The 11,851-nt window shown below is 61.1% G+C and carries 11 protein-coding genes; 9 read left to right on the top strand and 2 right to left on the bottom strand.

The window, feature by feature from the left end; all coding sequences use genetic code 11:
• Positions 1–322 precede the first annotated feature (322 nt).
• On the top strand, positions 323–1,876 hold the full coding sequence (gene hpnR / locus ABJK70_RS12350; RefSeq protein ID WP_347258131.1) for a hopanoid C-3 methylase HpnR: 1,554 nt from the start codon (positions 323–325) through the stop codon (positions 1,874–1,876).
• A 182-nt stretch (positions 1,877–2,058) separates the two neighbouring features.
• On the opposite strand, the gene ABJK70_RS12345 is transcribed toward hpnR, so the two are convergent.
• Positions 2,059–3,663 (bottom strand): FAD-binding oxidoreductase, encoded by a 1,605-nt coding sequence (locus ABJK70_RS12345; RefSeq protein WP_347258130.1) that lies wholly within the window; start codon positions 3,661–3,663, stop codon positions 2,059–2,061.
• Between the two features lie 326 nt (positions 3,664–3,989).
• On the opposite strand from ABJK70_RS12345, the gene ABJK70_RS12340 reads away from it, so the two are divergent.
• The 8 genes from ABJK70_RS12340 to ABJK70_RS12305 all read left to right on the top strand — a co-directional run bounded on the left by ABJK70_RS12340 (position 3,990) and on the right by ABJK70_RS12305 (position 10,172).
• Positions 3,990–4,427: a hypothetical protein gene (locus ABJK70_RS12340; protein WP_077730667.1), complete on the top strand. Its 438-nt coding sequence runs from the start codon at positions 3,990–3,992 to the stop codon at positions 4,425–4,427.
• Positions 4,428–4,602: 175 nt separating this feature from the next.
• A complete protein-coding gene (locus tag ABJK70_RS12335) occupies positions 4,603–5,136 on the top strand; it encodes a YetF domain-containing protein (RefSeq protein WP_077730668.1) in 534 nt (177 codons plus the stop codon).
• Between the two features lie 6 nt (positions 5,137–5,142).
• Positions 5,143–5,328, top strand: a complete 186-nt coding sequence (locus ABJK70_RS12330) for a hypothetical protein (protein ID WP_077730669.1) — start codon at positions 5,143–5,145, stop codon at positions 5,326–5,328.
• A 101-nt stretch (positions 5,329–5,429) separates the two neighbouring features.
• Positions 5,430–6,443 carry a mechanosensitive ion channel domain-containing protein gene (locus ABJK70_RS12325; RefSeq protein WP_077730670.1) on the top strand — a complete coding sequence of 338 codons (1,014 nt, stop codon included), beginning with the start codon at positions 5,430–5,432 and terminating at the stop codon, positions 6,441–6,443.
• Between the two features lie 77 nt (positions 6,444–6,520).
• Positions 6,521–7,045 (top strand): c-type cytochrome, encoded by a 525-nt coding sequence (locus ABJK70_RS12320; protein WP_156879819.1) that lies wholly within the window; start codon positions 6,521–6,523, stop codon positions 7,043–7,045.
• Complete coding sequence (locus ABJK70_RS12315; RefSeq protein ID WP_347258129.1) at positions 7,042–7,389, top strand: c-type cytochrome; 348 nt, start codon at positions 7,042–7,044, stop codon at positions 7,387–7,389. The genes ABJK70_RS12320 and ABJK70_RS12315 overlap by 4 nt, the downstream gene beginning before the upstream one ends.
• Before the next feature lie 183 nt (positions 7,390–7,572).
• Entirely contained in the window at positions 7,573–9,363 is a 1,791-nt protein-coding gene (locus tag ABJK70_RS12310) for a methanol/ethanol family PQQ-dependent dehydrogenase (RefSeq protein ID WP_347258128.1), read from the top strand.
• Positions 9,360–10,172 (top strand): substrate-binding domain-containing protein, encoded by an 813-nt coding sequence (locus ABJK70_RS12305; RefSeq protein WP_347258127.1) that lies wholly within the window; start codon positions 9,360–9,362, stop codon positions 10,170–10,172. The genes ABJK70_RS12310 and ABJK70_RS12305 overlap by 4 nt, the downstream gene beginning before the upstream one ends.
• A gap of 345 nt (positions 10,173–10,517) precedes the next feature.
• Here the strand turns inward: ABJK70_RS12305 and ABJK70_RS12300 are convergent, their stop codons facing one another.
• A complete protein-coding gene (locus tag ABJK70_RS12300; protein WP_077730675.1) occupies positions 10,518–11,201 on the bottom strand; it encodes a hypothetical protein in 684 nt (227 codons plus the stop codon).
• Positions 11,202–11,851 lie beyond the last annotated feature (650 nt).

Raw genomic sequence — 11,851 nt, 5'->3', positions numbered from 1 at the left:
GAGCGCCAGAGCTGCCCTTCCAATCGCAAACGGTCGCTTTAGTCGCGACCCTTCCGACAAAGCCCTTCGCCGAGCCGATACGTCGGCAAGGGATTGCCGACCTACATATCCGAATCCCTTACACCGATTCGGAAAACGCTCTAGCCCGTGAAATCCGGCGGAATGACAATTTTCTTATGGCGAGCGCCGCCTCAAAGGAATTTCCGTCATTGACATGGACTCCAAATTTCATAGTCTGCTTTTGACCCGACACCGACCGATGGTGCGGAACAAGGATTTTCCTGAACGAATCGACAAACCAATAACTAGAAGAGATCACTCCATGAAAATTCTCGCCGTCCACCCCAGTCCCCTGATGTACACCAAGGTCTTTCTCCGTCTCGAGCCTTTAGGTTTGGAAATGGTGGCGGAATCGGCACGCCGCCTGGGGCACTCGGTCCGCCTGATCGATCTTCAGGTCGAGACCCACCGGGATTTCTACCGGATGCTGGAAACCTGGCGGCCGGACGTCGTGGCCTTCGCCCTCAATTACCTGGCCAATGTTCCGGAAGTGATCGATCTCGCCAAGGACGCCAAGGACCGGCTACCCGACAGCTTCGTCTGCATCGGCGGGCACAGCGCCTCGTTCACGGCCAAGGACCTGCTGGAACACGGCGAGGGCAAGATCGATTGCGTGCTGCGCGGCGAGGGCGAAGCCGGATTTCCGAAGCTCTTGGAGGCGATCGAGCACGACCGCGATTCGGTGCATAAGGTACCGGGAGCCGTCACGGCCGACGGCGAAGGTCCGCCGCCCGGCTTCGTGGCCGACCTCGACGATGTCAGCCCGGCGCGGGATTTGGTGCGGCATCGCCGCAAATATTTCCTCGGCACTCTCGATCCCTGTGCCTCGGTCGAATTCACCCGCGGCTGTCCCTGGGACTGCTCCTTTTGCAGCGCCTGGACCTTTTACGGCCGCAGCTACCGCGTGATGAGCCCGCAGAAGATCGTCGAGGACCTGAGCCGCGTCCGGGAACCCGGCGTCTTCATCGTCGACGACGTGGCTTTCATCCAGGACAAGCACGGCTTCGAAATCGGCGAAGCCATCGCCCGACGCGGAATCAAGAAGGAGTATTACCTCGAGACCCGGGGCGACGTGCTGCTCCGCAACAAGGACGTGTTCCGGTTCTGGAAAACGCTGGGCATGGAATACATGTTTCTCGGGGTCGAGGCCATCGACGAGGCCGGTCTCGCTCTTTATCGGAAGCGGGTGAGCCTGTCCAAGAACTTCGAGGCGCTCGAATTCGCCCGCTCCCTGGGGATCACCGTCGCCATCAACCTCATCGCCGACCCCGATTGGGACCGGGACCGCTTCGAAACCATCCGCCAGTGGTGTCTGGAGATTCCGGAGATCGTCAACATCAGCGTCAACACGCCCTACCCCGGCACCGAAACCTGGCACACCGAATCACGAAAGCTGACCACCCGCGACTACCGTTTGTTCGACATCCAGCATGCCGTCCTGCCCACCCGGCTGCCGCTGCCCGAGTTCTACGCGGAACTGGTGAAAACCCAGCAGGTGCTCAATCTGAAACACATGGGCTGGGAATCCCTCAAAGGCGCGGCCGGCATCGTCTTCCGCCATCTCTTGCGCGGCCAGACCAACTTCCTGAAAAGCCTGTGGAAATTCAACAGCGTCTTCAACCCGGAACTGCAACTGGCGGACCACCGGCGCCCGGTCAAATACGAGATGTCCCTGCCGCCCGAACGCAACGAGCAGAAATTCAAGCCGCAAACCCTTTACGTCCACGAGATCCGCGAACGCAAGCCGCGCGCGCTGGACGAGGCGACCGAGCGCTTCGTCGACGAAAGCCGAACGGGGGCCTTGGCCGAGTCCTGACGCGGTTCGTCGGCAAAGGATTGCCGACCTACTATATCGTCAGTTTTAGGCGTAGGTCGGCAATCCTTTGCCGACGAACCTTTCTACAACCAAACCGAAAAATGCTCTTGCAGTCGCCATAGCCATGGCAGAAGAGATCGGCCAACGGCGAGCATCAGCAAAACCGGAGCCTGCATTAGAAGTCACATCGCCCGTCTCAGATGCAATGGTCTCGCATACGAGAACGAATCCATCACCCTGCCCGGGTTCATCCGGTTCTGCGGGTCCCAAATCGCCTTGAACTCGCGGAATGCTTGAACCAACGCGTCGCCGTACAGTTTGGGCAAAAGGTCCGCTTGTGCCGGTTCGTCGGCCTGTTCGGTGGACAGTGAACCGTTGTAACGCACGACAAGGTCCGTCTTTTCGTCGACGAAAGCCCTCCAATGTCGGATGCGTTCGTGCGCGATGAAGTCGATCCGATAGTGGATACAGCCCTCGCCGAAATGGCCGTACAAAGAACAGCGATAACCGTATTTATCGAGCAACGCCCGGTATTCCCTCAAATACGGACCGACATCCTGAGGATGCACGGCCGCATCCTCCCAAATCGGCCGGACCATCCGCAATCCCGCCCCATGGGTAGTCGCCGTAAGTCCGGCCTCCCGGAACTTCCGTATCCGGGCTTCATCGCGAGGATCGTCCAGCAGCTTCATGGACGGAGCCCCTGGTTTGCAGCGCAGTTCGTCCATGAGTTGCCGCGCTCTGCCGGCGGATTCTTCCTGAGTTTCGCCTCCGAACTCCAGGATCAGCCAGCCGCGCCCCGCAGGCAGCAGTTGCAATTCCTCCAAGCGCATTTGTTTGGCCTTCATGGACCTGACGAGCGAGTCGTCGATGCCTTCGAGGCCGATGGGTTTGAACGCCATGAGTTCGGCAATGTGGTCGGCGGCCCGGAAAATGTCCGGATAACCCAGCACCAGCAGCGTGCGCACGGGCGGGCTCGGCACCAGGCGCAATTCCGCATGCAGGACAATAACGCAGGTTTCCTCGGTACCGACCAGTGCGCGAGCGAGATTGAAGCCGTTCTCGGGCAGCAATTGATCTATCGCATAGCCGGAGAGGCGGCGCGGAATCTTGGGAAAGCGTGCCCGGATCGTATCGGCATATTTGTCGCGCAACGCCTTTAGGCCGGCATAGATCTCCCCGCGCCGGCCGCCGCCGCGAATGATGGCCTCCAAATCCTCCTCCGAGGTCGGACCGACGGTCATGCGCAGCCCGTCGTAAGTGAGGATGTCCAACCTGTGGACATTATCGGCGGTATGCCCGGCCATGACCGAGTGCAGTCCGCACGCGTTGCTGCCTATCATGCCGCCCAGAGTGCAGTGAACGTGGTTCGATGGGTCGGGACCGAAGGTCAGATGGTGCTCCTCCGCTTTACTCCGCAGAGAATCGAGTGCGCATCCCGGCTCCACGACTGCCCGCTGCCGTGAGGGGTCGATGGCGAGAACGCCCCGAAGATACTTGGACATGTCGATGATCACGACGGAGTTGCGCCACGGCACGGCCAAGCGGGTTCCTCCCCCGTGCGTCGTGATGGGCGTATCGTGTTTGCGGCAGGCGGCAACGGTCTCGACCACGTCGTTGACGTCGCGCGGAATGACCACGCCGATCGGCATCTGCTGGTAGTCGGCTGCGTCCGCCGCGTAGAGCGCGCGGCTGCGGAAATCGAACCGGACCTCGCCGCGAACACGTTTGCGAATGGCGATGGCCAGAGCCTCCGCCGCTGTAGCGTTTAGAATTGAATGCACCATCGGACCTCCATGTCAGATAGACGTGCAATTACTTCCGAGAAAGAAACACCCGCCGGCGATCCTTGCCGTTAGCGCCGAATCGATTCTAAACCCTCGCGCGGCTAAGACATAGTCCCGCCCGCCCTAACCAAGGCATCTACACAAGCATCCAAAGCCACCCTTACGTGCCGGGTGACAAATTGTGCAGATACCTATGCCGCCATAGGGAACAATCCAATGCCGCCCGAGTCACTTCGATAAGGCATAGTGGAACGGCCTCCGTTCCGGCAATGTGAAATGTCAATCGGCCGGCGAGAAAGGGCATCGGAGGCTTGTGCGCAAACCCCATGAATCACGGTAGAGACGTTGCATTTATCCGCGTTCACGAAATCGAAAGCCGCTGCCGGCAACCCATGCACATCGACACCACCATTCTGCCTTTGGCGGAAAGCCGGTTGCTGGTCAATCCGGAATACGTCGACGTCGGCCGGCTTCCGGAGATGCTCAAGTCTTGGGATATCCTGGTCGCACCCGAGCCCGATCCGACGCCGAGCACGTTTCTACAGCTCGTATCCATGTCCAGCCGTTGGCTGAGCGTCAACGTGCTCTCGATCGACGAAAAGCGAATGATCGTCGAAAAAGACCAGCCGTCGATGATACGGCTCTTGGAACGGCACGGCTTCGAGCCGATTCCCTGCTCGTTTGCGAGCTATGCGCCGCTCGGCGGTTCGTTCCATTGCGCCACCCTGGACATTCGACGACGCGGCGAACGGCAGTGTTATTAACCCGGCCTATATTTATAGGCCGGGTTAATCCGGGGCAGGGATGCCCCGGCGCGGCGACAAGCCGCGTGAGCCCAGGCCGGGCGTGTACCGGGCCTGGGCGGCGGCCCGAAATACCAGGAGGGTATTTACGGGCCTGATTAATATTTCTAAGGATTTCTTACCGCAAGGAGGCACTATGTTTTTCGACAATTGGATGAGTCTCGTGAGAACCGGCGTGGTGGGTGTGTGCGCCTATGTCCTGCTGGTGCTGCTTTTGCGGGTCTCGGGCAAACGCACCCTGTCCAAGCTCAACGCCTTCGACCTCGTGGTGACCGTGGCATTGGGTTCCACCTTGGCGACGGTGTTGCTGACGAAGAACGTGACCTTGGCCGATGGCGTGCTGGCCTTCGCCCTGCTCATCTTTCTTCAGTGGGCTTTGGCCTGGCTGTCGGCCCGGTCCAGCACGGTAAGCCGTATGGTCAAAGACGAACCGCGCCTGCTGTTCCATCGAGGCCAATTCCTGCACGCGGCGCTCAAGGCGGAACGGGTTACCGAGGGAGAAATCCTGCAGGCTCTCCGCACCCAGGGGATCGCGTCGCCCGACCAAGTGGGCGCGGTGGTTCTGGAAACCGACGGCAGCTTCAGCGTCCTGCAAAACATCGACACCGGCGGCGCTTCGAGCCTGGCGGGGGTGCGCGGCAGCGAACACGAGACCTCGACCGCGGCCTAGCCTCTCTTGATTCTGCTGCTGATCCATAAGCTGCTGCCCGGCCGGCAAGTGCCGTGGAGGGCCAGGCCGGAAACGCTGTTTCGCCGTTGGCTGCCCCGAGTGCTGCGAATTCTGCTGGTCGGATTCGGGATGTTTCTTGCGGCTGACGTGGTGCTGCGGGCGCTGGGCTTGGAACTGCCGTTCGGGGAATAAAGGCTGCGCGATCGGGCTCTGTCTTTCCGGATTCGAGCCAATGCGGATAAAAACCGTCCGTCGCCGGTCGGTACCGTAAAGGCGAACAGGAAACTGCCGACATGGATGAAATCATTCGCTTGGTGGGCCCTAGCCGGGCCGTGGAAATTTTCGGGATTCGGCTGGTCGGCATCAATGCCGAGAACGGCAAGAAGCTCCTGATGAGTCTTCTCCTGATCGCCATGATTTTTCTGTTGCGATGGGCGATCCGTCAGGGCTCGAAATTCATCTTCCGCCGCCGCCCCGACGAGCAGACCGAATTCTGGGCGCGCCAAACGATCCAGCTCATTACCGCCTTTCTGTTGTTGTTGGGACTCGCCTCCATCTGGTTCAACGACCCGACCCGGCTCGCCACCGCCTTGGGCCTCGTGACGGCAGGTCTCGCTTTCGCCCTGCAGCGGGTGGTCACCGCGGCAGCGGGTTATTTCGTGATCTTGAGAGGCAAGACCTTCCATGTGGGCGACCGCATCGTCATGGGCGGCGTGCGCGGCGATGTGGTGGCCTTGGGCTTCATGCAGACGACGATCATGGAAATGGGCCAGCCGCCGTCGGTGCAGGCTGCCGATCCGGCCATGTGGGTGCGAAGCCGGGAATACACCGGCCGTCTGGTCACGGTCAGCAACGCCAGGATTTTCGACGAGCCGGTTTACAACTACACCCGCGACTTCCCCTATATTTGGGAAGAACTGAGCCTCCCGATTCCGTACCGGGCCGACCGCGAACGCGCCGAGCGCATCGTCACGGAAGCTGCCCTGCGCCACACGATCACGACCAATAAGCTCGGGCAGGAGGCCTTGGAAGAGATGCAGCGGCGCTATTTCCTGAAACCGACCGAGATCGGGCCGCGGGTCTATTACCGCCTGACCGATAATTGGCTGGAGCTGACCGTGCGCTTCATCGTGCGCGACCGCGGCATTCGCGAAGCCAAGGACGCGCTGAGCCGCGACATCCTCCAGGGCTTCGAACAGGCCGGCATCGAACTCGCTTCGGCAACCTTCGAGATCGTGGGAGTTCCGCCGCTTCGGATCGAGAAAGAGTCGCGGATTCAGCCTGCCGGCGCGTTCGATCATACGTAATATCCGCTAACGACAGACGCGTCGTTTTCGTCTAATTTGAGGTATCGCCCGCCTCAATCGTTTATCGGCCGCTTTAGATGGGAAGCATTAAGCGCCTTGTATTGTTGAGCTCGGCCGCGGCAGCGGCATCATCGGCGTTATTTCCCGTATTTGGCCAGGAATGGGGGGCGAGACCGCTGCATCGCCCCAGCGCCGCCCAATTGCTGGAAGTGCCCATCTCCGGCAATCCGATCGTCCCGCGGCGCGGACTGCCGATCGAGAATCCGTACGCGAACGATGCCGGCGCCATCGTGCAGGGACGAAAGCTGTTCGACAGCCTGAATTGCAGCGGTTGTCATGCCCCCTTGGGCGGAGGCGGCATGGGTCCGCCCTTGAGCGACCGCGACTGGATCTACGGCGGAGAACCCGCCGCGATCTATCTCAGCATCGCGCAAGGCCGTCCCAACGGTATGCCGGCCTGGAGCCGGGCCTTGCCGCCGCAGTCCATTTGGCAACTGGTGACCTATATCCGAACGCTCGGCGGAGCGCCCGCACCGGACGCCGGCTCGACGGAAAAGCCGGCCCATCCCGATTCGGGTCGTGGACGCGGCTCCCAACGATGAAGGCAACGGTACTCAAGCACCTCGTCGCGCTCGCGATCTGCCTGGCCGGCGCAGCGCCTTCCGTGGCGCAGCTCGAACGTGAGGGTTACCAGGTGTTCATCGAGCGTTGCGGCGTCTGTCATGCCGTCCGCGGAACCGCTGCCTATGGCATTTTGGGTCCCGACCTGACCCATCTGATGAGCCGGCGTTACATCGGCGCGGGGACGCTCCCGAATACGGTGGGCAATCTCGGAGGATGGATCGCGGATGCGCAGGCGCAAAAGCCGGGCTGCTTCATGCCGACCATGGATCTCTCCGGCCCGGAATTGCAGGCGGTGCTCGCCTATCTCCAGACTCTGCGCTGAATGGCTGGGACCGCGTCCGATGTAGGTCGGGAATCCTTTCACGGCGCATTTGTCGGCAAAGGATTGCCGACCTACGATTAACGTCGCGCCCGAAGTAGGTCGGGAATCCTTTCCCGACACAGCGGGTCGACAAGCCGGCTTTCCGGCAAAGGATTGTTGATCTACAGCTGGAGGAGAGACCGGATGATCCGATCGATGCTGTGTTTGCTGATTTCTGCCGCCTGTTCGGGATGGCTGGCGAATGCCCCGGCTTCGGACGAGGTCGTCCGCCTTTCTCAGGACGACGGCCAATGGGTGATGGCCGCCAAGAATTACGCCAATACCCGCTTCAGCGGCCTGGATCAGATCAACGCCGGCAACGTCAAACAGCTCCGCGTCGCCTGGGTGTTTTCGACCGGAGTGCTCAACGGCCACGAGGCGGCGCCGCTGGTCGTGAAGGATACGATGTACCTCGTCACCCCCTGGCCCAATCTTCTCTACGCCTTGGACTTGAATCAGGCCGGCGCGATCAAGTGGGTGTACAAGCCGAACCCCAGCCGAGCCGCGCAAGGCGTGGCCTGTTGCGACGTGGTGAACCGCGGGGCGGCCTACGCCGAGGGAAAAATCTTCTTCAACACGCTGGACAATCATACCGTGGCGGTCGATGCGGCCACCGGCAAGGAAGCGTGGAAAACCAAGCTGGGCGAAATCGCCATGGGCGAAACCATGACCATGGCCCCCATCGTGGTGAAGAACAAGGTTCTGGTCGGCAACAGCGGCGGCGAGATGGGCGTGCGCGGCTGGATCACCGCGCTCGATACCCGTAACGGCCGGATCCTCTGGCGGGCGTACAGCACGGGGCCGGACAAGGACGTATTGATCGGACCGGATTTCAAGCCGCCTTACGTAACCGGCGAGAACCTGGGGGCGACCACCTGGCCGTCCGAGACGGCCTGGCAAATCGGCGGCGGGACGGTCTGGGGCTGGATTTCCTACGACCCGGAAGCCGATCTGATCTATTACGGCACCTCCAACGCCGGCCCCTGGAATGCCGTGCAACGCCCCGGCGACAACAAATGGACCTCTTCGGTGTTCGCCCGCGATCCCGACACCGGCATGGCGCGCTGGGCCTACCAGTGGAATCCGCACGATCTCTACGACTACGACGGCATCAACGAGAACGTGCTACTCGACCTGAATATCGGCGGCCAGGATCGCAAGGTCTTGGTGCATGCCGACCGCAACGGCTACATGTACGTGATGGACCGGCTGACCGGCGAAATCATTTCCGCCGAGCCGTTCGTCTATACCAACACGGTCAAGCGCGTCGATGTGAAGACCGGTCAGGCGGAATTAGCTCTGGAAAAGGGTCCGCAACTCGGCAAGTTCGTGAAGGATATCTGCCCCGCCCCGCCGGGCGGCAAGGACTGGCAGCCCATGGCTTATTCGCCGCGCACGGGCTTTCTTTACGTGCCCCACAACAACCTCTGTTTCGACATGAAAACCATGGAAGTGGGCTATATCGCGGGAACGCCCTATGTGGGCGCCGAAGTCGCGATGAAGGCGGGACCGGGCGGCAACCGCGGCTTCTTTACCGCCTGGGACCCGGTCCAGAACAAGAAAGTGTGGGCCATCGACGAGCCGTTTCCGGCCTGGAGCGGCGCCCTGGCGACGGCGGGCGATGTGGTGTTCTACGGGACCATGGACCGCTGGTTCAAGGCGGTGGACGCAAAGACCGGCCGGGAGTTGTGGAAGTTTCGGACCGGCTCCGGCGTGATCGGCCAGCCCATCACCTACCGGGGCCCCGATGGCAAACAATATGTCGCGGTGCTGGCGGGCGTCGGCGGCTGGTCCGGCGCGGTGGTGTCGGGCGAGTTGGACCCCAAGGTTCCGTACGGCGCACTGGGTTTCGTCGGGGCGATGCAGGACTTGCCCAAAGTCACGGGCGAAGGCGGCACCTTATACGTCTTCGCGCTGCCGGAGGAGCAGCCATGATCGGAGGCTTGCGCCGGATGGCATTGTGTTTGTCGCTGAGCGTCGCCGCGAGCGCCTATGCCGCTGAAGGGACGAAAATCCTGCGGATTTGCGCCGATCCCAACAACCTGCCCTTCTCCAACCAGCGCGGCGAAGGCTTCGAGAATCGCCTGGCGAAGATCATGGCCCGCGAACTCGGCCGCAAGCTGGAGTACACCTGGTGGGCACAGCGCCGTGGCTTCTTTCGGAACACGCTGAGCGCAGGGCGCTGCGACCTGGTCATGGGCGTGCCTAGCGGATTCGAAATGGCCCTGACGACCCGACCGTACTACCGCTCCAGCTACGCCCTGGTATACCGCAAGAACGCCGGCTACGCGCCGCGTTCGCTCGACGATCCGCGACTTCGGACGCTCAGGATCGGTCTTCACTTCATCGGCGACGACTACAGCAATCCGCCCCCGGCCGAAGCCCTGGCACGGCGCGGCATCATCCGGAACGTGGTCGGCTACAGCATTTACGGCGACTATCGGAAACCCAATCCGCCGGCACGCCTGATCGAGGCGGTCGCCCAAGGCGAGGTCGATGTCGCCATCGCCTGGGGACCGCTGGCGGGCTACTTCGCCAAACGCCAGCCGGTCAAGCTAGAGGTCGTACCCCTGCCGACGCCCGGCGAGGCGCAAGCGCAGCCGTTCGAATTTTCGATCGCGATGGGCGTGCGAAAAGGCGACGAGCCGTTGCGGGCCGCGCTCGATGAAGCGCTGGCAAGGAAGCGCGGCCAAGTCAACAAGTTGTTGAAGGAATACGGCGTGCCGCTCGTCGAGCCGCTGTAGCCGACGTGTAGAAGGATTGAAATCAAGTTGGGCCGGGAATGCAGCAATTCCCTTGTCGGGACGACATGCCTCGTGGAAAACCACTCGCGGTCGGAGGAAGTGGACGTTGCTCTGCCACAGTCAACTCACGTGGATTGGATGGTTCAAACCGGTCGATTGCTGACCTCGGCACTTCAGCACCTTGCGGCAGCATCGGAACTCGAATCTACCGTCCTAGTTTCCCCGAATGCTCGGTGGCAAAGCCTATCCCCTTTCCCTTTTTACAGAAAGAAAACAGCCGAATCATCGCTGATCCGGCTGTTTGAACCCCCGGCGAACCCGCCTGTCAGCGGATGTGCCGTATGTCTAGTCCTCAGATTCGAGAACGGCGCGCACGTTAGCTTGACCGATCGGAAAGCCTTTCGTGAAAGCCTGGACGCCGAACTGCTGGTTCAGCGCACTGGCGGCTTCCTCCGATAGGGTGACCTTGACCTCCTCCACCGTTAGGACATCGTCGCCGCTATCGACTTTCGCGGCCTCCAGGGAAAGGTCGAACAGGGGCAGGCGCGCAACCAGATCGTCGTTCGCCACCACCAGACCGGTCAAGACGGGCCGGTCTCCGGTCAGATCGATGATAAAGCTGGAAAGCTCCACGCGGGTGTCGCCAGCCGTGAGCGAGAGCCCGCCCGAGTGGTCTATCTCGGCGCGCACAGGCTCGAGGTCCACCACGCCCGTTGTAATCGGAAAGATGGCCCGTACCCCGTCCGAGTTCATCCGCAACTGGGCCGGTGATATGGCGTCGGGCGTGACCCCGAGATCATTCAGCGCCTGCACAAACTCTGGCGCAAGCCGCACTGTTGTCGAGCCGGAGGAAGTGGTCTCCGCCGGTGCTGCGACAGCGTGGTTTAGCTGCAGGGTGAAAAGCAGGACCGCGACCGGAACACCGATCACGGTGTCGCGCAACCGCTTGAGCAGGGTTCTACCCAGGGAGGCGCCCGAAAATGCAAGTCTGGAGAATCGAAGTGGGAAGGCGAGAGAGTTGCTAGTCATGTTCAGCTCCTTAGAACAGAGACAACAGAGTTCCTGGCGAGATATCGCAACCCTACTGGGACACGGTTCACCAGCCGTGAAACAGTATGACAATCAGGGAACCGCGGAATTCCAGGCTGTTGGAAGCGCGCGTCCGAAAATATCCACCGAGGTATTCGTGACTCTGTTGAAATCCATGGGCGCCACGACGTTGAGCTGGCTTCCGACCTTCGAGCAACCTCGAATCTGTAGCCGACGTGTGGAAGCCTGAAATCGAAACGGACCGGGACTGCAATCCGTTTCAACGGACAACAAGTAGATACCGGGTTGAAGACCGCGCGTGGTCGGATGAAGTGAGTTTCCTTTCAGCGATAAAGTCGCTGGCTAGAGCGTTTTCATATCTACTGTACGGGCACTGGCGAGTAGGTCGGGAATCCCTTCCAATCGCAAACGGTCGCTTTAGTCGCGACCCTTCCCGACGCCGCCGTTGGGCCAACGGGTTCGTCGGAAGGGTGGCTTCGGCGCTCCCGAAGACACCGTTTGCGATTGGGAAAGGATTGCCGACCTACGAAAGCTTGAATCGATCTACCCTAGCCGAAGGCGCCAACGACGTCCGCCAAGCCTGTTTTGCCGTACGAGCGAGATGAAAACGCTTTAAGCGGTTCAGCAGG

The organism is Methylocaldum sp., from assembly GCF_039794385.1.
GTDB lineage: Bacteria > Pseudomonadota > Gammaproteobacteria > Methylococcales > Methylococcaceae > Methylocaldum.
Note: the sequence above shows the minus strand (reverse complement) of the source record. Positions and strands in the feature narration are given on the sequence as shown.

What these genes read in the sequence shown, in the direction of transcription:
- ABJK70_RS12345 (WP_347258130.1), bottom strand. Translation starts at nt 3,663, where the DNA reads ATGGTGCATTCAATTCTAAACGCTACAGCGGCGGAGGCTCTGGCCATC.
- ABJK70_RS12315 (WP_347258129.1), top strand. Translation starts at nt 7,042, where the DNA reads ATGAAGGCAACGGTACTCAAGCACCTCGTCGCGCTCGCGATCTGCCTG.
- ABJK70_RS12300 (WP_077730675.1), bottom strand. Translation starts at nt 11,201, where the DNA reads ATGACTAGCAACTCTCTCGCCTTCCCACTTCGATTCTCCAGACTTGCA.
- ABJK70_RS12335 (WP_077730668.1), top strand. Translation starts at nt 4,603, where the DNA reads ATGTTTTTCGACAATTGGATGAGTCTCGTGAGAACCGGCGTGGTGGGT.
- ABJK70_RS12310 (WP_347258128.1), top strand. Translation starts at nt 7,573, where the DNA reads ATGATCCGATCGATGCTGTGTTTGCTGATTTCTGCCGCCTGTTCGGGA.
- ABJK70_RS12325 (WP_077730670.1), top strand. Translation starts at nt 5,430, where the DNA reads ATGGATGAAATCATTCGCTTGGTGGGCCCTAGCCGGGCCGTGGAAATT.
- ABJK70_RS12320 (WP_156879819.1), top strand. Translation starts at nt 6,521, where the DNA reads ATGGGAAGCATTAAGCGCCTTGTATTGTTGAGCTCGGCCGCGGCAGCG.
- ABJK70_RS12305 (WP_347258127.1), top strand. Translation starts at nt 9,360, where the DNA reads ATGATCGGAGGCTTGCGCCGGATGGCATTGTGTTTGTCGCTGAGCGTC.
- hpnR (WP_347258131.1), top strand. Translation starts at nt 323, where the DNA reads ATGAAAATTCTCGCCGTCCACCCCAGTCCCCTGATGTACACCAAGGTC.
- ABJK70_RS12340 (WP_077730667.1), top strand. Translation starts at nt 3,990, where the DNA reads ATGAATCACGGTAGAGACGTTGCATTTATCCGCGTTCACGAAATCGAA.